This window comes from Enhydrobacter sp. (assembly GCA_025808875.1).
GTDB lineage: Bacteria > Pseudomonadota > Alphaproteobacteria > Reyranellales > Reyranellaceae > Reyranella.
Window position 1 is genome coordinate 4,528,448 of sequence record CP075528.1, and the last position, 25,372, is coordinate 4,553,819.

The window sequence follows — 25,372 nt, forward strand, 5'->3', positions numbered from 1 at the left end:
GGTACAGAGTGCGGTGAGGGCCAATGCCTCACCCGCCATCGTCGGACGCACAGTGCGCATGGTTCAGAGTCCGCGCTCCTTGAACACTTCGCGCGCCGTCTTGAAGGCGTCGAGGCCCGCCGGAATGCCGCAATAGATCGCAACCTGGAGGAATACCTCCTTGATCTCGTCCTTGGTCAGGCCGTTGTTGAGCGCACCGTTGACATGCAACTTCAACTCGGGACCGCGATTGAGTGCTGCCAGCATGGCAAGGTTGAGCATCGAACGCGTCTTGTTGGGCAGGCCGGGCCGTGTCCAAACGTAACCCCAGCAATATTCCGTGGTGACATCCTGGAATGCCATCATGAACTCATCGGCATTGGCCAGCGAGTTGTCGACATAGTCCGAGCCGAGGACGGCTTTGCGAACCTTCATACCGGTGTCATAGAGTTCCTGGTTGCGCGGCTTGGGTGTTGCCTTGGCCATGTGCTGCTCCTCCGTTGCGAAAGCGGCGGAGCATAGCGCAGGCCGATTTGGCGAAAAATCAGGCGCGGGCAATCACGCGACAGCCTGCCCCGCCGCTGCCTTGGCCGCACCAGAAGCGGCGGCCGCGCCTAGGCCCTTGGCCTGAGCCTGCTGGCAGAGATCTTCGATGGTTATGGTGTCGAGCTGCATCATCATGTCGTCACGCAACTTCTCCCACATCGGCCACACGACCAAGTGAGCGAGCGGCGAACCGACCGATGGATCATTGGGTTCCGATTCGGCCTCCAATGTCCGCACGACTCGCACCACCTCGCCGAGCGTGATCTGGCGACGTTCGCGGCCCAGGCGATAGCCGCCGCGCGGCCCGCGCTTGCCGCTCAGGATGCCGGCGCGGACCAAGTGTTGCAGGACCTGCTCGAGATATCGCTTGGGAATACGTTGGCGCTCGGTGATGTCGCCGCTGCGGACTGGATGCTCGCCGACATGACACGCCACGTCGAGGACAGCCTCGATGGCGAACATAGTCTTCTTGCTGAGCCGAGGCATCCCCTGGTCCCTCTTAGCCCCCCCGCACCACTCCGGCGGCGACCCCTGTCGAACCGAAGCCACCGGCGCCACGCGCCGTTTGGTCCAGTTGGCTGACCTCGCGCCAGACCGCCCGGGCATGCGGTGCGACCACCAACTGTGCAATTCGCATGCCGCGACTGATCCTGAAGGATTCCTGCCCCAGGTTGATCAATATAGCGCCAACCTCGCCTCGGTAGTCGGCGTCGATGGTGCCAGGCGCATTGGCGACGGTCACGCCGTGCTTGGCAGCGAGGCCCGAGCGCGGCCGGACTTGCGCCTCAAACCCCACTGGCAGGGCGATCGAAATGCCCGTCGGCACGATGCGTCGCTCCAGCGGCTTGAGTTCGATATCCTGGTCGATAGCCGCCAAGAGGTCGGCACCCGCCGCCGCAAGGGTGGCGTAGTCGGGCAGCGCCAGGTCTCGCGCGTGCGGCAGGCGGACGATCTCGATCTCTATGCTCACGACACCCTTCATTCCCTACTCCGCCGCCTGAGCCGGCCGGGGCCGGGAGAGGTACCGCGCAATGCGCTCTGCAAGTCGTGCCGCGACCTCGTCCTTGGTCAAGGTCGGCCAATCCTCCACGCCTTGCGCGGAGATCAGATGCACGGTGTTGCGCTCGCCGCCGAACGTACCGGTCATGGGCGACACGTCGTTGGCGATGATCCAGTCGCAGCCCTTGCGCTTACGCTTGTCGACGGCGTTCGCGATCAGGTTCTCCGTCTCCGCCGCGAAGCCCACGACCAGCGTCGGACGACCGACGCCGGGCCTCGCCAACGTCGCCAGGATGTCGGGGTTGGGCGCCAACGTGACCATGGGTGGGGAGGCGCCCGGCTTCTTCTTGATCTTGCCCATCGCAGGCTGCGCCACCTTCCAGTCGGCCACGGCGGCGGCGCAGACGGCGATGTCGATCGTCCCCACGGCCTGACATGCCGACAGCATCTGGTCGGCCGAGTCGACATGAACGGTCGTCATGCCGACGGGATCGACGAGCGCGACCGGCCCGCTCACCAACGTCACTTCGGCGCCCAGTCGAGCGAGCGCCGCCGCGATCGCATGCCCCTGCTTGCCGGAGGAATGGTTGGAGATGTAGCGCACCGGATCGATCGCCTCGCGGGTCGGACCCGAAGTGACGACGGCGCGACGGCCGGCCAGCGGCCGCCCGGCCGTGAGGATGGCTTCAGCGGCGGCAACGATCTCTTGCGGCTCAGACATGCGGCCTGGACCGTGTTCGTTGCAGGCCATTGCGCCGTCGTTGGGTCCGACGAAATGCACGCCGCGCTTCCTGAGGGTCTCGACGTTGGCGGCGGTCGCCGCATGGGTCCACATGCGCACGTTCATAGCAGGTGCCGCCAGCACCGGCTTGTCGGTGGCAAGCAGGACGGTCGCAGCAAGGTCGTCGGCCAATCCCCCCGCCATGCGGGCGAGGATGTTGGCGGTCGCCGGCGCCACGACCAGCAGATCGGCATCGCGCGACAACTGGATGTGGCCCATCTCGCTCTCGTCGGTGAGCGAGAACATGTCGCTGTACACCCTGTCCTCGCTGAGCGCCTGTAGCGACAGCGGCGTCACAAATCGAGCACCCGCCTCGGTGAGCACGCAGCGGACCGACGCGCCGCGCTCACGCAGCCGCCGGATCAGCTCGAGCGACTTGAAAGCCGCGATGCCGCCCGCGACGACCAGCAGGATGCGCTTGCCGTGCAACATGACGTTTAGAGTATCACAAGACCCGGCTGGCGAAAGTGTAGACGCCGGTCAGCAACAGGGCCCAGAACACGGCCTGCCGGAACTGTTCGACCGAGAGCCTGAGGCGTACCCACTGGCCGAGCCACATGCCGGCAAGAGCCGGAACGACGGCGCCGGCCGAAACGATCGCGCGCGCACCATCCAGCAAACCAAAGGTCAACAGCGACACAGTGAGGGTGAGCGAAGTCGCGCACAGCACCACGCCCAGGGTCTGAACCAGCTCGCTCGGCTTGACGTCGAGACCCTGCAGGTAGGGCATGAGCGGAATGATGGGCACGCCGACGAGTCCTGCAACAAAGCCGGACACCGTTCCGATCACGGGGGCCAAGGGCTTTTCGAGATCGGCATGGATATGCAGGCGGATACGCAGCAAACCCAAGCCGCCATAGACGATCAGCACGATGGCCAGCACCAGGAACGCCCAATTCGGTCCGCGCTGCCCGACCAGCCACATCGTGGCATAGAGCGACAGCGCGAGTGACAGGATGAGTGGCCACTGCCGACGCAGGATCCGCGTGAAGTTCCCGCCGACCGCGGCCTGCCAGACATTGGTGATGATGGTCGGCAGCGCGATCAGCGCCACCGCCTCGGTGAGCGGCAGCACGAGCGTCGTCAGCGCGATGACGATGGTCGGCAGGCCAAGCCCAACCAGCCCCTTGACCGTGCCCGCCAGCAAGAACACCGCGAGGCCGAAGACGATGTCGCCGGTCGGCACAGTCGATCAGTCCAGCAGGGCGATCGCCGCGACCGCCAGCGCGGCCACAGCCACGACCTCAGCAAGGCCGATGCGCGACCGGTAACGGGATATCGAGGGCGGCAGCTCGGCGGCCTGCCGATCGACGCGACGGCGCTCGGCCTCGAGCACCCTCTCCAGATTGTCGAGCGCGCGCGGCAGGCGGCGCAGTGCCTCGGCGAGCTCGCCTGCAGCGCGCGCGGCGGTCGCGCGCGGCCCGAAGTGGCTCTGCATCCATTCCTCGATCAGCGGCCGCGCGAGTTCCCAGATGTTGACGCCGGGATTGAGCCGCGTGCCCATTCCTTCGGCCATCAGCATGGTCTTCTGCAGCAACAGGAGCTGAGGCTGCACCGGCATCTCGAACTGTTCGGTGACACGCAGCAGGTGGGCCAGCAGGCGGGCGATCGAAATCTCGTGGCTCGGCTTGCCGAAGATCGGCTCGCCGATCGAGCGGCAGGCCTGGGCGAAGACCTCGAGCGACTGGCCGGCCGGCACATAGCCGGCGCGGAATTGCACCTCGGCGACGGCACGATAGTCGCGGCTCAGGAAGGCGACGAGGAGTTCGGCAAGATAGCCGCGCGTGGCTTCGTCGACCCGGCCCATGATGCCGAAATCGACCGGCACGATGCTGCCGTTGCGATCGACGAACGCGTTGCCGCCATGCATGTCGGCGTGGAAGAAGCCATCCCGGAATACCTGATAGAAGAACGCTTCGGCGCACTTTTTCATGATGGCGTCGGGGTCGTGCCCGGCGGACACGATGGCGTCGCGGTCGCCGATCGGGATGCCCTCCACGCGCTCGAGCGTCATGACGCGTTCGGCCGTGCGATCCCAATCGATGGCAGGCGCACGATAGCCCGGGTCGTCGGCGAAGTTTTCGCCGAGCTCCTCGGCCGCTGCGGCCTCCATGCGCAAATCCATCTCGATGCGCACGATGTCGGCGAAAGCACGCACCGCCTCCACCGGCTTCAGCCGGCGAAACCGCGGCTGCGTGCGCTCGACCAACTCGGCCACCCAGTAGAAGAGATCGAGGTCGCGCTCGAAGGCCCGTTCGATGCCAGGCCGAAGTACCTTGACCGCGACCTCACGGCCGTCGGTCGTGGTCGCGAAATGCACCTGGGCGATCGAGGCGGCCGCCACCGGCTCGTCCTCGAAACGTGCAAACAGCACATCGATCGGACGGCCAAGCTCGCTCTCGATGGTGTGGCGCGCGGCTGCACCCGGGAACGCCGGAAGGTGATCCTGCAGCCGCGCGAGATCGGCGGCGACGGCCTCGCTCAGAAGATCGGCGCGCGTCGAGAGAGCCTGGCCGAGCTTGATGAAACTCGGCCCCATCTCCTGCAGCGCGGCCGCGAGCCGCTCTCCTGGGCGCCGCCGGTCGCGCCGCGCGCGGAACAGCCGCGCCCATGCGATCAGAGCCGGCGCAATGCCCAGCGTCTCGAGGGGAAACAGCGCGTCGTGGCGGGCAAAGCTTCGCGCCACCCGCAGGAGGCGCCAGCTGTTGCGGAGGGCTCTGAACATCTAGACACGCCAGCCGCTGTGCAGCGCGACGACGCCCAGGGTCATGTTGCGCCAGCGTACGTTGACGAAGCCGGCACGACGCATGCGATCGGCCAGCTGACGCTGGGACGGAAAGCGACGGATGCTTTCATGAAGATAGCGGTAGGAGTCGGCATCGCGCGCGACCAGACGCCCCAGCAGCGGCAAGGCGCGTTCCGAGTAGGCGTCATAGAGTCGGCCGATCGGCGCCGACGTCACCTTGCTGAACTCGAGGCAGAAGAACCGCCCCCCGGGCCTCAGCACCCGCCAGGCCTCCGCTAGCGCCTTGTCGATGTCGGTGACGTTGCGCAGGCCGAAGGCGATCGTGTAGCCGTCGAACGACCGGTCCGGAAACGGCAGGTTTTCGGCGTTGCCGGTCGCCCAGGTCAAGCCGTTGAGCACGCCGCGATCGATGGCACGATCGCGCCCGACCTTCAGCATGGCGGCATTGATGTCGCAAACCGTCACGTCGGGCCGGTCGCCCTGCCGCGCCAGGAGCCGCAAGGCGATGTCGCCGGTACCACCCGCGACATCGAGCAGCCGCTCGCCGGGCCGGGGATGGGCGACGTCGACCAGGGCGTTCTTCCAGAGCCGATGGACCCCACCGGACATCAGGTCGTTCATCAGGTCGTAGCGCGGCGCGACCGACTCGAAGACGCGACGCACCAGTCCCGCCTTCTCGACGGCCGGAACGTCGCGATAGCCGAAGGAGGCCCGGTTTGCGCTAGGATCGGCCGGGTCGGACGGGGCGGGTTCCATGGGGCCGCCAACCTAGAGGAATCGCCATGCTGCTGAAAGACCGGGTGATACTGATCACGAATGTCGAGAAGTTCGCCGGCCACGGCACGACCCAGGTCGCCATCGGCCAGGGAGCGACGATCGTCGCCCACGACCCGTCGTTCGAGGCGCCCAGCGCGCGGCGCAAGTACGAGGCCCAGTTCCCCGGCGCGCACGCGCTCGCCGCCACCGAGCCCGCCACCCTGGTCGAGCTGGCGCTGAGGCGGCATGGCCGCATCGACGCGCTGGTCAACAACGACGCCTTTCCCGCCCTGCGCGCGCCGCTCGGCGAGGCACGGCTCCAGGACTTCCGCGACGCGCTCGAGACGATGGCGGTCGCGCCCTTCCACCTGACCCAGCTCGTGGCACCGTCGATGCGCAAGCGCAGGCACGGGCGCATCGTGTTCGTGTCGTCGGCAGCGCCGTTGCGCGGCATCGCCAACTACGCGCCCTACGTCTCCGCGCGCGCCGCCGCCAACGGCCTCGTCTCGTCGCTCGCCAAGGAACTCGGACGGGACGGCATCACGGTGAATGCCGTCGGCTCGAACTACGTCGAGAACCCCGACTACTTTCCGCCCGCCCTGCTGGCCAACAAGGAAGCGATGGCCAAGATGACGGCCCAGATCCCCCTGGGCAGGCTCGGCAAGTCCGAAGAACTGGGCGCCGCCATCTGCTTCCTCTGCTCCGACGGGGCGGGCTTCATCACCGGCCACGTCCTGCCGCACGCCGGCGGCTGGGCGTAGAAATCCGCCCCGACCGAAGCCGCCGTCGCCCGGTGTGCTCGGCGCGTCCACCCTACCGTGGACAGCTCCGATACCGATGGCATCGACATCCGACCCGATTCGTCCACGAATCCACGCCGTCCACTCGAAGCCTCGGTGTCCACTCATCCTGGGGCGGGGCGATGGGCGGCCCCGCCGTCAAATAACGGGAATCTATTAGGGTATTTTCGCTATGCGGCACGTCAGGCACTTAGAGATGGAGGCTGAGGCCGCAGAAGAGGCCGGCCGGCAGCGGCGATCCCGGTGGATGGGCCCGGCGCTCGGCGAGCAGGTGCGGCAGCAAATGGGTGTGCGGCCCCTCCGGCGAGCGGCCATCCGCGACAGGGATGGGCTGGTGCACCTCGAGTCGCGCGATCGCCGAGACGAGGATGCGGGTCGGGCTGGCGCGCGCGAGGACGCCGGCGGCGGGGCTGTCGGCCGCGAGCAGCGGCCGGCCGACCGCGCCCCGCAGAGCGGCGGCCGTCCCTGTATCGCCCCGCCGCAGGCGCACCAGCATGTCGACATGGGGCAGCCCGACGCCGAGATCGAAGGTCAGCTCGTCGAGCGCGGTGACGACGGCGCGCCCGGCGCCGCGGCGCGTCGTGCAGAAGGCGATCTCGCGCCGCCGGCCTGCGTCATCGACCAGCGCGAAGGCCTGCACGCCCGCGAGATCGAGGACGGCGAGCGCCCCGCGCGCCGTCCGCACCGACAGCGAGTCGAGATCGAGCGCCAGCCCCGCCTCGCCCGCGTCATACTGGAACTCGCCGATCGCGCCGTAGCCGCCGACGCTCCAACCGCTGGACGGGCCGGCCAGGTGACGGCGGACGATCGTGCGCGGATCGTCGTCGATCTGGAGGCAACGCAAGGCGCTCATGCATGACAGCGAAGACGGCCGACGCGGACGTCGTCAACCCGGGGGGGCGAACTCCCCTTTCTCGAAATGGCAACAGCACGGTATGATCAAGTCATACCGACGAGCGGATGATGAGCAAGGTTTCCAAACGCACTTTCAGCCTCCCCCCGGAGCAGGCGGACTACATCGATGCCAAAGTCGAGTCAGGTGCTTATGCCTCGGGCTCCGAGGTGATCCGCGCCGGGCTGCGCGCGTTGCAAGAGCGAGACGCCGCCGTTGAACGTTGGCTGAGAGATGAGGTCGTGCCGGTCTACGACGAAATGAAGGCACACCCGGAACGGAAGCTTCCAGCGAAGGCGGTCTTTGCGGAGTTGCGCTCACGCTATCGCCATCGGCGCAAGGCCAGGCGTTGAAGCGCCGGACGGTTTCATTCTCTCCGGCCGCATTGGACGATCTTCGACGACTGGGCGACTGGATCGCCGAGCGCGCCGGCGTCGACGTTGCTTCGCATTACATCGAGCGCATCGAAGCCTATTGCGACGACTTGGCCTATTCCGGAGAGCGAGGCCGACTCCGCGAAGATCTACGGCCTGGGCTTCGTATCATCGGCTTCGAGCGACGCGTGGCAATCGCGTTCACGGTTTCGGACGACGAAGTTCTGATCCTGCGCGTGTACTATGGCGGCCGGAACTGGACGGCCGCGCCTAACTGAACGCCTCGTCCCACGAGCCCTTGGTCGACGCCTTCGAATACTCCGTCGCGCGGTTCTCGAAGAAGTTGGTGTGCTCGATGGCGTTGAGCATCTGGTCCATCCACGGCAGCGGGTTCTTGGCGTCGCTGCGGTAGATCGGCTGCAGGCCGAGCTGGATGAGGCGGCGGTCGGCGATGAAGCGGATGTAGCGCTTCACGTCGTTGGCCGTCATGCCCTCGATGCCGTCGAGCTCGAAGGCGAGGTCGATGAAGGCGTCCTCGTGGTCGACGATGGTCGAGCAGGCGAGATAGATCTCGCGCTGCAGCGCCTCGGTCCACACCTCGGGGTTCTCCTGGATGAAGGTGCGGAACAGCTTGACGATCGAGTTGCAGTGCAGGGTCTCGTCGCGCACCGACCACGACACGATCTGGCCCATGCCCTTCATCTTGTTGAAGCGCGGGAAGTTCATCAGCATGGCGAAGGAGGCGAAGAGCTGCAGGCCCTCGGTGAAGGCGCCGAACACCGCCAGCGTCTTGGCGATGTCGGCCTTCGAGTCGACGTTGAACTCCTGCATGTAGTCGTACTTGTCCTTCATCTCCTTGACGCGGAGAAAGGCGGAGTACTCGGCCTCGGGCATGCCGATCGTGTCGAGCAGATGGCTGTAGGCGGCGATGTGCACCGTCTCCATGGCCGAGAAGGCCGACAGCATCATCTGCACTTCCGTGGGTTTGAAGACCCGCGAATAGTGCTTCATGTAGCAGTTGTTCACCTCGACGTCGGCCTGGGTGAAGAAGCGGAAGATCTGCGTCAGCAGGTGGCGCTCGCTCTCGGTGAGCTTGTTGCGCCAGTCCTTGACGTCGTCGGCCAGCGGCACCTCCTCGGGCAGCCAGTGGATGCGCTGCTGCGTCAGCCAGGCGTCGTAGGCCCAGGGATAGTGGAACGGCTTGTAGATCGGCTTGGCGTCGAGCAGGGACATCGGATCTGACCAAATGGCTTTAGAGAAATCCTCACCCTGAGGAGCGGTCCGAAGGACCGCGTCTCGAAGGGTGGGCACTAGCACCTTGTTTGCGGTCCACCCTTCGAGACGGCCCTTCGGGCCTCCTCAGGGTGAGGCGGTTACTGGCAGCTCAGGCATTCCTCGTAGTTGTTGGTGGCCTCGCCGGCCGGCGGGACGCCGACCGGCGGAGGCGAGGGAGCGTCGCTTCCGGGAACCGCAAGGGCCTGATCGCCGATCGGCGAGACGAGGGCGTCGTTGGAGACGATGTCGGCGCGCTGGATCGAGAGCGAGCGGCAGTAGTAGAGGCTCTTCACGCCGCGCTTCCAGGCCATCATGTGGATCTGGTGCAGGTCGCGCTTGTGCACGTCGGCCGGCAGGAAAATGTTGAGCGACTGGCTCTGGCAGATGAAGGGCGCGCGGTCGGCGGCGTGCTCGACCAGCCAGCGCTGGTCGATCTCGAAGGCGGTCTTGAACACCGCCTTCTCGTGGTCGTCGAGGCAGTCGAGATGCTGGACCGAGCCCTGGCTGGTCGTGATCGAGGTCCAGGTGTCCTCGTCGTTCCGGCCCTTCTGGGCCAGCACCTTCTCGAGGTACGGGTTGCGCACCACGAAGGAGCCCGACAGGGTCTTGTGGTTGTAGACGTTGGCCGCCGACGGCTCGATGCCGGGCGAGGCGCCGCCGCAGATGATCGAGATCGAGGCGGTGGGCGCGATCGCGAGCTTGTTGGAGAAGCGCTCCTGGACGCCGAAATCGGCGGCGTCCGGGCAGGCGCCGCGCTCGGCGGCGAGCGTGCGCGAGGCCTCGTCGCACTGGCCGCGGATGTGCTTGAACATCTTCTTGTTCCACACCTTGGCCATCACCGATTCGAGCGGGATGTTGTTCTGCTGCAGGAAGGAGTGGAAGCCCATGATGCCGAGCCCGACCGAGCGCTCGCGCATGGCGGCGTAGGTGGCACGGGCGAAGTCGGAGCCGGCGTTGTCGATGAAGCCCTGCAGCACGTTGTCGAGGAAACGCATCACGTCCTCGATGAAGGTCGGATGCTCGTGCCACTCGAGATAGCTCTCGACGTTGAGCGAGGAGAGGCAGCACACCGCGGTGCGCTGCTTGCCGTGGTGGTCGACGCCGGTCGGCAGCGTGATCTCGCTGCACAGGTTCGAGGTCTTGACCTCGAGGCCGGCGAGCTTGTGGTGCTCGGGCATCGCCCGGTTCACGTGGTCGACGAAGACGAGGTAGGGCTCGCCGGTCTCGATGCGCGCCGTCAGGATGCGGATCCACAGATGCCGGGCCGAGATCTTGCGCAGCACCGCGCCGTCCTTCGGCGAGGTCAGCGCCCATTCCTCGTCGGCCTCGACGGCGCGCATGAAGGCGTCGGAGACCAGGAGGCCGTGATGCAGGTTGAGCGCCTTGCGATTGGGGTCGCCGCCGGTCGGCCGGCGGATCTCGACGAACTCCTCGATCTCGGGATGGCTGACCGGCAGGTAGACGGCCGCCGAGCCGCGGCGCAGCGAGCCCTGACTGATGGCCAGCGTCAGCGAATCCATGACGCGGATGAAGGGCACGACGCCGGAGGTCTTGCCGTTCATACCGACCTTCTCGCCGATCGAGCGCAGGTTGCCCCAGTAGGAGCCGATGCCGCCGCCGCGCGCCGCCAGCCACACGTTCTCGTTCCACAGCCCGACGATCCCTTCGAGGCTGTCGTTCGCCTCGTTCAGGAAGCAGGAGATCGGCAGGCCGCGGCTGGTCCCCCCATTGGAGAGAACGGGCGTGGCGGGCATGAACCAGAGGTTCGAGATGTAGTCGTAGAGCCGCTGGGCATGCGCGTCGTCGTCGGCATAGGCCGAGGCGACCCTGGCGAACATGTCCTGGTAGGACTCGCCCGGCAGGAGATAGCGGTCGGACAGGGTGGCTTTGCCGAAGGCCGTCAGGCGGGCGTCCCGCCCGGAGTCGGTCACAACGCGCGCACCGCTTCGAACTTGAACGACATCAAACACTTACGGCCCCCATTTTCATTTTGTCCACAGCTGTGGATGGAACACTCTGTGGAGAGACACCTACATCTTGGGAGGGTTTTGGCTACCTCCACTATCCATTGATGATAACTCAGCCTCTCAGGCTGTCATTTCGATTCTTGTCCATGGCTTGTGAATCTGAAGAATGGCGACTTAACTATCAGATAAATAATGAAAAAATAGTTCCGAAGAATTCCCGATCCGGAGTGGGTGCGAACCTTCGCAGTTGCAGCAAAAATTGAGAACAAAACGCGCTTTGCCGCGGAAATCCGGGGCCTGAAACAGAAACGCCAACCAAAGGGCGCTCCGGCGTCGGGCAGGGGGCCGAAAGCATCGATGCGATAGCCGTTTTTGGCCTCGCCAAGTTCGTCGTCAGATTGTCACATCACTGGCTACCATCACCGCCCCCATCGACGAGGACGAGCGCATGGCCAACGCGTTGGCGCCAAGGGCATACGGACTGGACGCCATCAGCGCGATCGCGCAACGCCTCGCCGGCGGCGAGGAGGCCCGGCAATTCGCGCGGCGCCTGTTCGAGCGCGTGGCCGAGCGCGACCTCGCCGCCGCGCCGGCCGAGCAGCGCGCGGGCGCCGCCGTGGCGCTGCTGTCGTTCGCGCGCCGCCGCCTGCCGGGGGTCGCCAAGGTCCGCGTCTTCAACCCGACCGAGCCCGACCACGGCTTCGACAGCCGGCACACGGTCGTGCAGGTCGTCAACGACGACATGCCGTTCCTGGTCGATTCGATCGCCAACGAGTTCAATCGCCGCGAGATCGGCGTCCATCTGCTGGCCCATCCCGTGCTCGCCGTGCGCCGCGACCTCGACGGCGACCGGCAGGGCTTCGCGGTCGAGGCGGGCGAACGGGCGCGGCCCGAATCGATGATGCACATCGAGATCGACCGCCTGGTCGACCCGCTGGCGCTCGACGATCTGGCCGCCGCGCTGACGCGCATCCTCGCCGAGGTGCGCGTCGCGGTCGAGGATTGGCGGCCGATGCGCCAGGCCTGCCTCGACGCCATCGACGACCTGGTTCCCGGCCGCTCGCCCAACCTCGCCGAGTACGACGACTTCCTGCGCTGGCTCGAGGCGCAGCACTTCACCTTCCTCGGCCATCGCCGCTACCGCTATGCCGACGACGCCGAACAGCCGGGCGGCCTGCGCTACGACCTCGTTCCCGGATCGGCGCTCGGCATCCTGCGGCCCGACGAGGTGCGCCTGTTCGCGCCGGGCCTCGGCGGCGGCGAGGCGATGGCCCGCTTTGCCCGCGGCGGCCACAACATCATGATCGTCAAGACGGACCGCCAAGCGCTGGTCCATCGCAGCGGGCCGATGGACTGCGTGATCGTCAAGACCTACGACGCCGACGGCCGCGTCACCGGCGAGCGCCGCTTCGCCGGCCTGTTCACCTCGACCGCCTACCACGCCTCGGCGCGCGACGTGCCGCTGCTGCGCGGACGGGTGGAGGGCATCCTGCGTCGTTCCGGCCTCGACGTTTCGAGCCACGACGGCAAGGCGCTGATGGCGATCCTCGATTCCTATCCGCGCGACGAACTCTTTCAGATCGAGGAGGAGACGCTCTACGACCACGCGCTCGGCATCCTCGAGCTGCAGGAGCGCCGGCGGGTCGCGCTGTTCGCCCGCATCGACGCCGTCGGCCGCTTCGCCAGCTGCCTGGTGTTCACGCCGCGCGAGCGCTTCGACGCCGCCCTGTCGGAGCGCTACGGCGCGCTGCTCGAGCGGGCGTGGCGCGGCAAGGTGACCGCGACGGCCTCGACCATCGGCAACGATTCGGCGCTCGCGCAATCGCTCTACACGCTGCGGCTCGACGGCGACGGCGAGCCGGCGATGCCCGACCTCGCCCGGCTCGAGCAGGCGCTGGCGGAGGCGGCGACGTCGTGGAGCGACCGGTTGCGCGCCCTGCTGCAGCAGCGCCTGGGCGAGGCCGAGGGTCGCGCCGCCGCGCGCCGCTGGCGCGACCGCTTTCCGTCGCCCTACCGCGACGCCTTCGATGCGGGTCAGGCCATCGCCGACATCGAGTCGATCGAGCGCGTGCTCGGAGGGGCGGACTTCGCCACCCGGCTGGCGCGGGCCGCCGGCCAGCCGGCACACCGCTTCGACTTGCGCCTGTTCCATCCGCGCCAGCCGATCGCGCTGTCCGACATCCTGCCGCGGGCCGAGAATCTCGGCCTGCGCGTCTTGAGCGAGGTGCCCTTCCTGCTGCAGGCGCCGGACCCCGAGCCAGACCAGGCCCGGGAGGCGGACGCGATCGCGCTGCAGGTGCTGACCGTCGAGACCGCCGACGGATCGCCGGTCGACCTCGATTCCGTCGCCGGCCGCTTCGGCGCGGCGCTCGACCGGCTGTGGGCGCAGGAGCTGGAGAACGACGGGCTGAACCGGCTGGTGCTGCGCGCCGGCCTCGACTGGCGGCAGGTGGCGGCAGTGCGCAGCTACGCCAAGTACCTGCGGCAGGCCGGCCTCGCCTTCAGCCTGGGCTACATGGAAGGCGCGTTGATCGCCTATCCCGCCATCGCGCGCGGCATCGTCGAGCTGTTCGAAGCGCGCTTCGATCCCGTGCTCGGCAATCACGATTCGCCGGCACGCAAGAGCCGCATCGCGGCGGTCGAGGCGGCGATGGCGGAGGCGCTCGATGCGGTCACGACGCTCGACGAGGACCGCATCCTGCGGCGCTTCCTCGACGCCGTGCGCTGCACCTTGCGCACCAACTACTGGCAGCGGGGCAGGGACTGGATCGCGATCAAGATCGACAGCCGCGCCATCGACGAACTGCCGGCGCCGCGGCCTCTGGTCGAGATCTTCGTCTACAGCCCGCGCACCGAGGGCATCCACCTGCGCGGCGGTCGCGTGGCGCGCGGCGGCATCCGCTGGTCCGACCGGCGCGAGGATTTCCGCACCGAGATCCTCGGCCTGATGAAGACCCAGATGGTGAAGAACGCGGTGATCGTGCCGGTCGGCTCGAAGGGCGGCTTCCACGTCAAGCGCCCGCCGGCGGGAGGCTCGCGCGAGGAGGTCCAGGCCGAAGGCATCGCCTGCTACCGGACACTGATCCGCGGCCTGCTCGACCTGACGGACAACTATGTCGATGGCGCCGTCGTGCCGCCGGCCGATGTGGTGCGCCACGACGGCGACGACCCCTATCTCGTGGTCGCCGCGGACAAGGGCACCGCGACCTTCTCCGACATCGCCAACGCGCTGGCGCGCGACTACGGCTTCTGGCTCGACGACGCCTTCGCCTCGGGCGGCTCGGCGGGCTACGACCACAAGAAGATGGGCATCACCGCGCGCGGCGCCTGGGAATCGGTGAAGCGGCACTTCCGCGAGCTCGGCATCGACATCCAGACGACGCCCTTCACCGCGGTCGGCGTCGGCGACATGTCGGGTGACGTGTTCGGCAACGGCATGCTGCTGTCGCGCCGGACGCGATTGCTGGCCGCCTTCGACCATCGCCACATCTTCATCGATCCCTCGCCCGACCCCGAGGCGAGTTGGCAGGAACGCAAGCGCTTGTTCGACCTGCCGCGCTCGGCATGGTCGGACTACGATACGGCGAAGCTGTCGGCGGGCGGCGGAATCTACAAGCGTTCGGCCAAGTCGATCGTCCTGTCCGCCGAGGCGCGCCAGGTGCTGGGGGTCGAGGCCTCGACCCTGACGCCGATCGACCTGATCCACGCCATCCTGAAGGCGCCGGCCGACCTGCTCTATTTCGGCGGCATCGGCACCTACGTGAAGGCCTCGTCGGAGAGCCACGCCGACGCAGGCGACCGCGCCAACGACCCGCTGCGGGTCAACGCCGCGGACCTGCGCGCGCGCGTGATCGGCGAGGGCGCCAACCTCGCCCTCACCCAGCGCGGCCGCGTCGAGGCGGCGCTGGCCGGCCGCAGGCTCAACACCGACGCCCTCGACAATTCGGCCGGTGTCGACACCTCCGACCACGAGGTCAACATCAAGATCGCCACCGGCGAGGCGATCCGGCGGGGCCTGCTCGCCGCGACGGCGCGCGATGAGCTGCTGTTCTCGATGACCGACGAGGTCGCCGCCCTGGTGCTGCGCCACAACTACCAGCAGAGCCAGGCGATCAGCGTCGCCGAGGCGGGCGCCGCCGAGGACTACGACCGTCACGAGCGGCTGATGCGCATGCTGGAGCGGCGCGGCCGGCTCGATCGCGCCGTCGAGTTCCTGCCCGACACGGCGGCGATGAAGCGCGAGGGCCGCCTCGCGCTCAGCCGGCCCGAGCTCTGCGTGCTGCTCGCCTACGCCAAGATCGACCTCAACGAGGAGATTCTCGATTCGGATCTGCCGGACGATCCGCTGCTCGAAGGCGAGCTGCTGCGCTACTTCCCGGCGCCGATGCGGGAGAGGTTCGAGCCGGCGCTGCGCGGCCACCGGCTGCGCCGCGAGATCGTCGCGCTGCAGGTGGTGAACTCGCTCGTCAACCGCTGCGGCCCGACGTTCGTGCGCGACGTCGGACTGCGCACCGGCGCCTCGGCGGCCGAGATCGCGCGCGCCTTCATCGTTGCGCGCGATGCCTGGCGCCTGCGCGAGCTTTGGGAGCGCGTCGAGGCCCTCGATTCGACCCTCAAGGCGCAGGCCCAGCTCCGCATGCTGGCGGCGACGCAGCGCTTCCTGACGCGCACCGTGCAATGGATCCTGCGCCGGCTGCCGCAGCCGCTCGACACGGTCGGCGCGACGGCGGAGCTCGGCTCGGCCATCGCCGCCTTGCGCGACCTGCCGGAAGAATCGATGGGCAGCGCCGAGAACGAGGCCGTCGGCGAGCGTGCCGCCGCGCTCGAGGCGATCGGCGCGCCAACCGGCATCGCGCACGAAGCCGCCATGCTCGACACGCTGGCGGCGGCCGGCGACCTCATGCTCGCCGCGCGCGCCAATGGCTGCGCCATCGAGGATGCGGCGCGCCTCTACTTCCGGCTGGGCGAACGGCTGTCGCTGGCGACGCTCGCCAACGGCGCGCACAGGCTGCCGCGCGAGGGGCAATGGGCGTCGCAGGCCGCGCTGTCGACGCTCGACGACATCGCGGCGCTGCACGCCGACCTGCTCGGCTCCGCGCTGCGCGCGGCGCGACCGGACGAGATCGCCGACCCGGATGCGGCGCTCGCGCGCTGGAGCGACGGCCGCCGGCTCGCGCTTGCGCGCGTCGACCGGCTGCGCGAGGAACTGGCGACGGCGGGGACGCTCGATCTCGCCATGCTGTCGGTGGCGACCGGCGAGCTACGTACCCTGGTTTGAGGAGCGAACGATGGCTGACAAGAACGAATCCTATCCCGTGCAGAAGAGCGACGAGGAGTGGCGCCGCCAGCTCGACCCGCAGCAGTACAACGTGCTGCGCAAGCACGGCACGGAGCGCGCCGGCACCAGCCCGCTCAACTTCGAGAAACGCGCCGGCAGGTTCCATTGCGCCGGCTGCGGCGCGCCATTGTTCGATTCGTCGACCAAGTACGAGAGCGGCTCGGGCTGGCCGTCCTTCTGGCAACCGCTGCCCGAGTCGGTCGGCACCTCGACCGACCGCAGCTTCTTCATGACCCGCACCGAGGTGCACTGCGCCAAGTGCGGCGGCCATCTCGGCCACGTCTTTCCCGACGGGCCGCAGCCGACCGGCGCGCGCTACTGCATGAACGGCGCCGCGCTCAAGTTCGAAGAGGAGAAGTGATCCGGCCGTACCGTGTCAGGTGGTCGGCCGGGCCGGTGGCGGCGGAGCGTCGTCGCAGCTCTGCGACAGGGCGGGTGCCGACAGTGACAGGAGAGCGACGACGACGAGGCTGAGAAGTCGGATCATCCGAACCTCCTTGGATTGGCCGCAGTAGATCACAGACCCTTCAGGAAATCGACCAGCAGGCGGTTCACATCTTCGGGACGTTCCTGCTGCACCCAGTGCCCGGCGCCCTCCAGGATGTGGCTGCCGCGCAACCCCGGGAGATTCCTGGGAAATGCGTCGAGCTGCGATTGCGCCGCCGGAAAGCGCAGCACGCCGTCCTTGCTGCCGGCGATGAACAGCGAGGGCTGGCGGATCGGCTGGCCGCGCCATGGGCCGCCCAGCTCCCAGTTGCGCCTGAGGTTGCGATACCAGTTGAGCCCGCCGCGAAAGCCGGTGCGACTGAACTCCCGGACGTAGTAGTCGAGGTCGGCTTCGGCGAGCCAGGCCGGCAGCTTCGATGGGTCGACGGTATTGCCGAGCAAGGTGCCCGTGGTGAGCCGGGCGAAGCCCTTGCCCTTCTCGTCGAGGTCGCCGCCGGCGGTGAAATAGAGCCGGCGCAGCGCGGCGCGGATGTCGGCCTGCAGCTCGGCCTCGGCGACACCGGGTTTCTGGAAATACTGCAGGTAGAAGTCGTTGATGCCGAGCTTCTCGAGCGCGGTCAGGATGTCGACATGGCCGGGCGGCGCGTAGGGCACGCTCATGCCGCAAACCGCATGGAAGAGGTCGGGGCGCCACAGCGCGGCATGCCAGGCGACCGGTGCCCCCCAATCGTGCCCGACGATGACGGCGCGCGTCTCGCCCGCGTTCTTGTCGCCGAGGGACTTCACCAGCTCGGCCATGTCGCCCACCAGATGGTGCAGCGTGTACCGGTCGATCGGCTCGGGCGCCTCGGTGCCGCCATAGCCGCGCATGTCGGGCGCCACGCAGCGAAAACCCGCCTTGGCCACCGCCGTGAGCTGATGGCGCCACGAATACCAGCTCTCAGGCCAGCCGTGGCAGAACAACACCAGCGGCCCGCTGCCGATCTCGGCATAGCGCATATGGATGCCGTTGGCGGTGACGGTCTTGAGCGCGACGCCCGGGACGGGTGACGGCGTGGGCGAGGCAATGTCGGACATCCCGGGAGTTTACCCGCGAAGGTGTACCGGATGCGACAGCCGCGCACGCACCGACGCCCGCGTGCCCAACAGCAGCGAGCCCAGGAAGAACAGGCTGGCGATCAGCACGATGGTCGGTCCCGAGGGCAGGCCGGCATGGAACGACAGCAGCAGCCCGATCAGGCCCGACAGGAAGGCCATGGGGGCGGCGATCAGGGTCATCGACCAGACCTCGCGCGCCCAGAAGGACGCCGCCACGGCCGGCAGCAGCATCAGGCCGAGCGCCATCAGGGTGCCGAGCGCCTGGAAGGCCGCCACCATGTTGAGGACGGCGAGCGCGAGGAAGAGATAGTGGTAGAGCGCGCCGCGCACGCCCATCGAGGCGAGGAAGCCGGGATTGAAGCATTCGACGACCAGCGGCCGGTAGATCGCGGCCAGTCCGGCGAGCGTCAGCGTGGTGGTCGACACGATGAGGACCAGCGCCGTGTCGTCGACCGCCAGGATGGCGCCGAACAGGATGTTCATGAGATCGACCACCGAGCCCCGGAGCGAGACGATCAGCACGCCGACCGCCATCGCCGTGAGATAGGCGGCGGCAAAGCTCGCATCCTCGCGCATCGAGCTGAAGCGCGCGACGATGCCCGAGACGAGCGCGGTGGTGATGCCGGCGAGAAAGCCGCCCAGGCTCATCGCCGGCAGCGACAACCCGCCCAGCAGGAAGCCGAGCGCGGCGCCCGGCAGCAGGGCATGGGCCAGCGCATCGCCCATCAGGCTCATGCGCCGCAGGATCAGGAACACGCCGATCATGGCGCCGCCGGTCGACAGGGCAAGGCAGGCGACCAGCGCGCGGCGCATGAAGCCGAAATCGGCGAACGGCGCGATCAGCAGCTCGTGCAGCACGGCCCGCCCTGCCCGCTCAGGCGCTCAGCCGGGCCGGCACTTCGCAGGCGTCGGCGTGCTCGTCCCAGGCCTCGGCCATGGCGCGGGCGCGCAGCAGGTTCTCCGCCGACAGCACGCGCGCCGTCGGACCGGCGGCCACGAGTTCGCGCGCCAGCAGCAGCGCATGCGGGAAGTCGCGCCGCACCTGGTCGAGGTCGTGCAGCACGCAGATCACCGTGCGCTTCTCCTCGCGCCAGCGCTGGATCACGGCCATCAGGTCGGCGACGGTCTTGGAATCGATGGCGGCGAACGGCTCGTCGAGCAGCACGAGGTCGGCGTCCTGCAGGAGCAGGCGCGCGAACAGCACGCGCTGGAACTGGCCGACCGAAAGCGTGTCGATCGGCCGGCGTTCGAAGCCCGCGAGCCCGACCGCCTCGATGGCGTGCCGGGCGTCGTGGATGTCGGCCCGGCCGGCCGCGCCGAAACCGCCGAAGCGCGACCAGCGGCCGAGCAGCACGGTGTCGAACACCGAGATCGGGAAGGAGCGATCGACCTCCGCCTGCTGCGGCAGGTAGGCGATGCGGCGGGCCGTACATTCGATGCGGCCCTCGATCCGCGGCGCCAATCCGAGCAGGGCCTTCAGCAGCGTGCTCTTGCCGGCGCCGTTGGGTCCGACGATCGCCGTCATCTCGGCCTCGGGAATGTCGACGGTGAGGTGATGCACCGCCGGATGGCGGTCGTAGCTCACGGTGAGATCGACCAGGCGCAGCGCGGAGTTCACAGCGCCCACCACACCCCGAGCCACAGCAGCGCCGACACGGCGAGCGCCGCCGCGACGCGGGCGGAAGCACTCATGGCGAGCAACAGCGTGCCGGGCGAGACAGGGTCATGCATGGGACGGAACGCAACATTGTTATAATGTTGCATTGATCCTGTCCAGCGAACGCGAGATCGGCGCGTTACCTCGCGCTAACCGTTTCTTGATTGGCGGGCGGGCGGGCGGGCAGTCACTTTCGGCTCATGTCCGAGCGGTCGATCTCGCGCAGGCGATCCGTGTTGCTCGCCGCCGCCGCCTTCGCGGCCGCGCGGCCAGCCGCCGCGCGTTCCCCCGCCGAGGGTCCGCTGGCGGTCGAACTGTTCACCTCGCAAGGTTGCAGCTCCTGTCCGCCGGCCGATGCCCTGCTGGGCAAGCTGGCGCGGCGCAGCGACATCGTGGCCTTGTCGTTCCACGTGACCTACTGGGACTATATCGGCTGGAAGGACCCGTTCGCCTCGCCCGAGTCGACGACGCGGCAGCGTGAATATGCGCGGGCCCTGAAGCAGCGCTATGTGTACACACCGGAAATGGTGGTCGACGGCATCGGCCACAACGCCGGCGTCGAACGCGGCCCCATCGACGCCCTGCTCGCCAAGGCGCGTCGCCGCCTCGCGCATCGCGCGACGCCGGATCTGAGCCGCGGCCGCGACGGTTCGCTCACCATCGCGCTCGCCTCCTACAAGCTCGAGGCGGCCGCCGACGTCACCCTCGCCGTCTACGATCGGCGCCACAGCACCCCGGTGCCGCGCGGCGAGAACAGCGGTCGCATGCTGGAGAATTTCAACGTCGTGCGCCTCATCGAGGACATCGGGCGCTGGAACGGCGCGGAGGCGAGCTGGACCGTGCCGCCCGACCGCTTCCAGCCCGGCCAGGGAATGGCCGTCCTGGTGCAGGAGCGCGGGTGTGGGCCGATGCTGGGCTGCAACAAGCTGGAACCGATGATCACAGGCTAGCGGCTTGCTTCGGCCACGACCGCGCGCTTAGGTGCGCCAATGTCGCTTTCCGGCGCCTCCGGCCGCCTGACCGCCGTCCTCGGTCCGACCAACACGGGCAAGACCTATCTCGCGATCGAACGCATGCTCGGGCACGAATCCGGCATGATCGGGTTCCCGCTGCGCCTGCTGGCGCGCGAGAACTACGATCGCGTCGTCGCGCTCAAGGGTGCCTCGCAAGTCGCGCTGATCACCGGCGAGGAACGGATCGCGCCGCCGGGCGCGCGCTACTTCGTCTGCACCGTCGAATCGATGCCGGTCGACCGCCCGGTGTCGTTCCTCGCCGTCGACGAGGTGCAGATGGCGGCCGACCCCGAGCGCGGCCACTTCTTCACCGATCGGCTTCTTCACGCGCGCGGCACCAACGAGACCATGCTGCTCGGCGCCGACACCGTGCGCCCGGTGCTCAACCGCCTGCTGCCCGACATCGACATCGTCGCCCGGCCGCGCTTCTCCAAGCTCGCCTATGTCGGACCGAAGAAGGCGACGCGCCTGCCGCCCCGCTCGGCGGTGGTCGGCTTCTCGGCCAACGAGGTCTATGCCATCGCCGAGCTGATCCGCCGCCAGCGCGGCGGCACGGCGATCGTGATGGGCGCGCTCAGCCCGCGCACGCGCAACGCCCAGGTCGACATGTTCCAGTCGGGCGAGGTCGACTATCTCGTGGCGACCGACGCGATCGGCATGGGCCTCAACATGGACGTGAACCACGTGTGGTTCGCGTCGTTGCGCAAGTACGACGGCCGCACCCTGCGCCCGCTGCGCGCCGTCGAGCTCGCGCAGATTGCCGGCCGTGCCGGGCGCCACATGAACGACGGCACCTTCGGCACGACGACGGACGTCGGCGGCCTCGATCCGGAGGTGGTGGAGGCGATCGAGAACCATCGCTTCGATCCGCTGCGCGAGGTTCAATGGCGCAACGGCGAGCTCGACTTCCGCTCGGTGCCGGCGCTGGTCGCGTCGCTCAATCGCACGCCGCCGCATGCCGCGCTGCAGCGCGTGCGGGAGCAGGACGACCAGCTCGCCCTGCAGACCCTGTCGCAGCAATCCGAGTTCCTGCCGCGGCTGCACGCGCCGGCGCGCGTGCGGTTGCTGTGGGACGTCTGCCAGGTTCCCGATTTCCGCAAGACGATGACGGAAGAGCACACGCAACTGCTGGGGCAGCTCTTCACCCATCTGACCCAGGGCGGCGAACGCCTGCCGGAGGACTGGATCGAGGGTCACGTCAAGCGACTCGATCGCTACGATGGCGATATCGATACGCTGATGGCACGCATCGCGCACGTTCGGACGTGGACCTACATTTCGCATCGCGCCGACTGGATCCAGCGCGCCATGCACTGGCAGGAACGCGCGCGCGCCATCGAGGACAAACTGTCGGACGTGTTGCACCAACGGCTCACGCAAAGGTTTGTCGATAGACGCGCGGCCCTGCTTGTAAGAAGATTGCGCGATGAGGGTGAAATGACGACGTCGGTCGCCACCGCGGGCGAGGTCACGGTCGAAGGCGAACACCTCGGACGCATCGAGGGCTTTCGATTCGTGCCCGACACGACCGAGAACCACGCCGACCAGAAGGCCGTTCTCAGCGCCGCGCTGAAGGCGTTGCGCCAGGATCTGCCGACACGCCTGCAGGCGTTCGTCAACTCGGCCGATGGCGAGATCGTCTTCGATTCGCAGCTCCGAGTCTGCTGGGGCGGCGGTCCCGTCGCGCGGCTGCTGCCGAGCGGCGACATCCTCGCTCCCAAGGTCGAAGCCCTGCCGTCCGACCTGCTGGACGGACCGTCGCGCGAGGAAGTGCGCAAGCGCGCCGCGACCTGGGTCGAAACGCGCATCCGATTGGGATTGAGCGAGTTGATGGACGCGCGGGCGACGGCCGAATTGCCGGCTGGCGCCCGCGGCATCGTCTTCCAGCTCTGCGAAGGGCTGGGAGTCTTGCCGAGACGCCCGATCGAACACCAGCTCGGCGAGCTCGGCGAGGAGGACCGCAAGGCCCTGGCGCGACTCGGCGTGCGCGTCGGCGTCTTTTCGCTTTACTTCCCGAGCATGCTGAAGCCGGTGCCGATCAGGCTGCGGGCCGGCCTCTGGATGGTGGCCAGGAATCGCGAGACCATTCCCCCGCTGCCCATCGAGGGCCGGACGTCGATGGATCTGCCACCGAACGCCGAGCGCGAATTCTACGCGGCGATCGGCTACCTGCCGCTCGGCAGCCACGCGATTCGCGCCGACATGGTGGAGCGTCTGGCGGCGATGGCCCGGCACGCCGTGCGCGACAGCCGCGAGGCCGCGCGCCGCCGTGACCAGCAGGCCAAGAAGCCTGTCGGCGAATCGACGGACGAGCGCGCGCGCGAGTCGACGGGTGAAGCGCGGGCAACGTCGTCGACCGACGAGATCAGCGAATGGGCGATTGTCGCGGCCGCCTTCGGCGAGAGCGAGCCCGCTGCCGAGACGGTGGCGGCGTTGTCGGAATCCCCGACCGCCGACGAACCAACCGTGACCCGGGAAAGCACCGGCGACATCGAGGCAGCCCCGACGACCGACGCAGCCGAAGACATGTCGGCCGAAGAGACGGCGTCCGCCGCGCCGGAGAGCGAGCAAGCCCCGACGGAGGCACCGAAGACGGAAGCGCCGAAGAGGAGCGAACCCAGGCCTCTGCCGCCGGGCTGGTTCCGGGCGACGCCGCAGATGATGTCGCTGGTCGGCTGTTCGGAGCCGGAGATGGCCGACGTCCTGCGCGGGCTTGGCTATCGCGTTCACCCGCCCACCGAAGAGAGCGGCCCACTGCATGCCTTTTCGGTGAAGCCACGTTTCGTGCGCGAGCGCGAGGAGCAGCGCGAGCGTCAACGTCAGGAACAGCGCGAGCAGCGTGAGCGCCGTCGTCTCGAACGCCCGGCGAGACCCAACGAACGACAATTCTTCGCCGATTCACCGCGTCCCGATCACAAGGGCGAACAACGAAGCGGGCCGCGTGGCGAGAACCGAGGCGACCGTCCGCGGCCGGAAGGCGCGCGAGAGGATCGGCCGCATGGCGACAGGCCGCGGGGTTCGCGTCTGCCGAGACGCGACGCGGGCGGCCCCGCGCTGCGCCTCTACGCCACGACCGAGAAGAAAGGCGATGCAGCAGCCGATTCGCCGTTTGCCAAGCTGCTCGAGCTCAAGCTCGGCGGAAAGAAGTAGCGACCCGCGGCGCCGGCGCGATGCGGCTCGACAAGTGGCTCTGGCATGCTCGCTTCTTCAAGACCCGCGGTCTGGCCGCGCGACACGTCGAAAGATCCCGTTTCCGGCTCGACGGCCGCGTGACCGACAAACCGCACGCTACCGTGGCGCCCGGCATGGTCCTCACCTTCGCGCTGGGCTCGCGTGTGCGCGTCGTGCGCATCCGCGCCCTCGGCGAGCGTCGCGGGCCGGCTCCCGAAGCGCAAACGTTGTATGACGAAATCGACGGTGCGTGATTGCGCAGCCTTGCGCCGATGCGCGCCGCACGTTAAGCACGCGCCCGCTCGTTCCTGGAGCCGTTGATGACGTATGTCGTGACCGAGGCTTGCATCAAGTGCAAGTACATGGATTGTGTCGAAGTCTGCCCCGTGGACTGCTTCTACGAGGGTGAGAACATGCTCGTCATCAATCCGGACGAATGCATCGATTGCGGCGTCTGCGAGCCCGAATGTCCTCCCAAGGCGATTCTGCCGGACACTGAAAAGGGGCTGGAGCAGTGGCTTGAGGTCAACAGGACCTATTCGGCGCAATGGCCCAACATCACCCGCAAGGGCGAAGCCCCGGCCGACGCCGAAGAGCACAAGGACGAGCCCGACAAGTTCAACAAGTACTTCAGCGACAAACCCGCGGCGCGTTAGATTCGATCCCTTCCAAGTCTCTTTCCGCATCTTTGCAACGAGCTATGCAATTGTTGCATGGGGCGACCGTTGCCGAAATGCAACAACAGACGCGACTCTTTCGTAAATTTCTGCTATGAAGTTCCTGCTGGAAGCGATCCGGGTTCGGTTCGCCGCTGGCTCGGCCACCACGTCGGTATCCGAAAGAAACTTACCGATATGGCACCGAGCCAATCGTGCAGGGGAGCATGAGCGGCGCGTCGCGGTATCGTTGAATGCGGGGCACAGAGTGAAGGGACTGGACATGGCCAAGCCGAAGAAGATCGCGGCCAAGGCGAAGGAATTTGCGTTCGAGAAGGGCGATTTCGTGGTCTATCCGACCCACGGCGTGGGGCGCGTGATCGACATCGAGGCCAAGGAGATCGCCGGCCACAAGCTCGACCTGTTCGTGATCTCGTTCGAGCAGGAGCGGATGATGCTGCGCGTGCCGGTGGCCAAGGCCAAGATATCCGGCCTGCGCAAGCTCAGCTCCCGCAAGATCATGGAGAACGCGCTGGTCACCCTCAAGGGCCGCAGCCGCATCAGCCGCGCGATGTGGAACCGCCGCGCCCAGGAATACGAAGCCAAGATCAACTCGGGCGACCCCGTGTCGATCGCCGAGGTCGTGCGCGACCTGCATCGCAACGCGGGTCAGCCCGATCAATCCTACAGCGAACGGCAAATCTACGAAGCGGCTCTGGACCGGCTGGCACGCGAGCTGGCGGCGGTCGAGCGTATCGACAAGGACGTGGCGACCCAGAAGCTGAACAGCGTCCTGCAAAAGGTCGCGTAGGCGCTCTGTACCAGTTCGAGATCGAGGGGCGGCCGGACGATGACGTCATGCCGCCCTTTTTCTTTG

At 67.8% G+C, this 25,372-nt stretch carries 23 protein-coding genes; 10 read left to right on the forward strand and 13 right to left on the reverse strand.

All coding sequences use genetic code 11. The annotated features are described in order from the left end of the window. Positions 1-63 precede the first annotated feature (63 nt). The 7 genes from KIT25_22485 to ubiE all read right to left on the reverse strand — a co-directional run bounded on the left by KIT25_22485 (position 64) and on the right by ubiE (position 5,807). Positions 64-465: a carboxymuconolactone decarboxylase family protein gene (locus KIT25_22485; protein UYN94757.1), complete on the reverse strand. Its 402-nt coding sequence runs from the start codon at positions 463-465 to the stop codon at positions 64-66. A 72-nt stretch (positions 466-537) separates the two neighbouring features. Then, on the reverse strand, positions 538-1,011 hold the full coding sequence (locus KIT25_22490) for an Rrf2 family transcriptional regulator (protein ID UYN94758.1): 474 nt from the start codon (positions 1,009-1,011) through the stop codon (positions 538-540). Positions 1,012-1,024: 13 nt separating this feature from the next. After that, positions 1,025-1,507 (reverse strand): dUTP diphosphatase, encoded by a 483-nt coding sequence (gene dut, locus KIT25_22495; GenBank protein ID UYN94759.1) that lies wholly within the window; start codon positions 1,505-1,507, stop codon positions 1,025-1,027. A 3-nt stretch (positions 1,508-1,510) separates the two neighbouring features. Then, positions 1,511-2,737: a bifunctional phosphopantothenoylcysteine decarboxylase/phosphopantothenate--cysteine ligase CoaBC gene (coaBC, locus tag KIT25_22500; GenBank protein UYN94760.1), complete on the reverse strand. Its 1,227-nt coding sequence runs from the start codon at positions 2,735-2,737 to the stop codon at positions 1,511-1,513. 13 nt (positions 2,738-2,750) lie between these two features. Beyond that, a complete protein-coding gene (locus tag KIT25_22505; protein UYN94761.1) occupies positions 2,751-3,491 on the reverse strand; it encodes a sulfite exporter TauE/SafE family protein in 741 nt (246 codons plus the stop codon). 6 nt (positions 3,492-3,497) lie between these two features. Then, positions 3,498-5,030 carry a 2-polyprenylphenol 6-hydroxylase gene (ubiB, locus tag KIT25_22510; GenBank protein UYN94762.1) on the reverse strand — a complete coding sequence of 511 codons (1,533 nt, stop codon included), beginning with the start codon at positions 5,028-5,030 and terminating at the stop codon, positions 3,498-3,500. Then, positions 5,031-5,807 (reverse strand): bifunctional demethylmenaquinone methyltransferase/2-methoxy-6-polyprenyl-1,4-benzoquinol methylase UbiE, encoded by a 777-nt coding sequence (gene ubiE / locus KIT25_22515; protein UYN94763.1) that lies wholly within the window; start codon positions 5,805-5,807, stop codon positions 5,031-5,033. Positions 5,808-5,833: 26 nt separating this feature from the next. Between ubiE and KIT25_22520 the strand changes: the two genes are divergently transcribed. Beyond that, positions 5,834-6,568, forward strand: coding sequence for an SDR family oxidoreductase (locus tag KIT25_22520; GenBank protein ID UYN94764.1), 735 nt, complete (start codon positions 5,834-5,836; stop codon positions 6,566-6,568). A 229-nt stretch (positions 6,569-6,797) separates the two neighbouring features. On the opposite strand, the gene KIT25_22525 is transcribed toward KIT25_22520, so the two are convergent. Continuing rightward, the gene (locus KIT25_22525) at positions 6,798-7,460 is read right to left on the reverse strand and encodes a hypothetical protein (protein ID UYN94765.1); all 663 of its coding nucleotides are present in this window, start codon (positions 7,458-7,460) and stop codon (positions 6,798-6,800) included. A gap of 110 nt (positions 7,461-7,570) precedes the next feature. Here KIT25_22525 and KIT25_22530 point away from each other — a divergent pair, with 110 nt between their 5' ends. Then, the gene (locus KIT25_22530) at positions 7,571-7,852 is read left to right on the forward strand and encodes a type II toxin-antitoxin system ParD family antitoxin (protein ID UYN94766.1); all 282 of its coding nucleotides are present in this window, start codon (positions 7,571-7,573) and stop codon (positions 7,850-7,852) included. Continuing rightward, the gene (locus KIT25_22535) at positions 7,849-8,151 is read left to right on the forward strand and encodes a type II toxin-antitoxin system RelE/ParE family toxin (protein ID UYN94767.1); all 303 of its coding nucleotides are present in this window, start codon (positions 7,849-7,851) and stop codon (positions 8,149-8,151) included. The genes KIT25_22530 and KIT25_22535 overlap by 4 nt, the downstream gene beginning before the upstream one ends. Here the strand turns inward: KIT25_22535 and KIT25_22540 are convergent. Then, positions 8,144-9,106, reverse strand: a complete 963-nt coding sequence (locus KIT25_22540; protein ID UYN94768.1) for a ribonucleotide-diphosphate reductase subunit beta — start codon at positions 9,104-9,106, stop codon at positions 8,144-8,146. The genes KIT25_22535 and KIT25_22540 overlap by 8 nt on opposite strands. Before the next feature lie 140 nt (positions 9,107-9,246). After that, positions 9,247-11,118, reverse strand: a complete 1,872-nt coding sequence (locus tag KIT25_22545) for a ribonucleoside-diphosphate reductase subunit alpha (GenBank protein ID UYN94769.1) — start codon at positions 11,116-11,118, stop codon at positions 9,247-9,249. Between the two features lie 445 nt (positions 11,119-11,563). Between KIT25_22545 and KIT25_22550 the strand changes: the two genes are divergently transcribed. Then, on the forward strand, positions 11,564-16,393 hold the full coding sequence (locus KIT25_22550; GenBank protein ID UYN94770.1) for an NAD-glutamate dehydrogenase: 4,830 nt from the start codon (positions 11,564-11,566) through the stop codon (positions 16,391-16,393). A gap of 10 nt (positions 16,394-16,403) precedes the next feature. Beyond that, on the forward strand, positions 16,404-16,814 hold the full coding sequence (gene msrB, locus KIT25_22555) for a peptide-methionine (R)-S-oxide reductase MsrB (GenBank protein ID UYN94771.1): 411 nt from the start codon (positions 16,404-16,406) through the stop codon (positions 16,812-16,814). 155 nt (positions 16,815-16,969) lie between these two features. Here msrB and KIT25_22560 read toward each other — a convergent pair whose 3' ends face one another. From KIT25_22560 to KIT25_22570, 3 genes are all read right to left on the reverse strand, one after another. Continuing rightward, the gene (locus KIT25_22560; GenBank protein ID UYN94772.1) at positions 16,970-17,977 is read right to left on the reverse strand and encodes an alpha/beta hydrolase; all 1,008 of its coding nucleotides are present in this window, start codon (positions 17,975-17,977) and stop codon (positions 16,970-16,972) included. Positions 17,978-17,986: 9 nt separating this feature from the next. After that, the gene (locus KIT25_22565; protein UYN98028.1) at positions 17,987-18,811 is read right to left on the reverse strand and encodes a metal ABC transporter permease; all 825 of its coding nucleotides are present in this window, start codon (positions 18,809-18,811) and stop codon (positions 17,987-17,989) included. Positions 18,812-18,872: 61 nt separating this feature from the next. Further along, entirely contained in the window at positions 18,873-19,616 is a 744-nt protein-coding gene (locus KIT25_22570; GenBank protein ID UYN94773.1) for a metal ABC transporter ATP-binding protein, read from the reverse strand. Positions 19,617-19,855: 239 nt separating this feature from the next. On the opposite strand from KIT25_22570, the gene KIT25_22575 reads away from it, so the two are divergent. From KIT25_22575 to KIT25_22595, 5 genes are all read left to right on the forward strand, one after another. Further along, entirely contained in the window at positions 19,856-20,605 is a 750-nt protein-coding gene (locus KIT25_22575) for a DUF1223 domain-containing protein (GenBank protein ID UYN94774.1), read from the forward strand. A gap of 39 nt (positions 20,606-20,644) precedes the next feature. Beyond that, positions 20,645-23,818, forward strand: a complete 3,174-nt coding sequence (locus KIT25_22580; GenBank protein UYN94775.1) for a hypothetical protein — start codon at positions 20,645-20,647, stop codon at positions 23,816-23,818. Positions 23,819-23,838: 20 nt separating this feature from the next. Continuing rightward, positions 23,839-24,093 (forward strand): RNA-binding S4 domain-containing protein, encoded by a 255-nt coding sequence (locus KIT25_22585; GenBank protein UYN94776.1) that lies wholly within the window; start codon positions 23,839-23,841, stop codon positions 24,091-24,093. A gap of 66 nt (positions 24,094-24,159) precedes the next feature. Beyond that, a complete protein-coding gene (locus tag KIT25_22590) occupies positions 24,160-24,495 on the forward strand; it encodes a ferredoxin family protein (protein ID UYN94777.1) in 336 nt (111 codons plus the stop codon). Positions 24,496-24,778: 283 nt separating this feature from the next. Next, positions 24,779-25,306 (forward strand): CarD family transcriptional regulator, encoded by a 528-nt coding sequence (locus tag KIT25_22595; GenBank protein UYN94778.1) that lies wholly within the window; start codon positions 24,779-24,781, stop codon positions 25,304-25,306. The last annotated feature ends 66 nt before the right edge of the window (positions 25,307-25,372 follow it).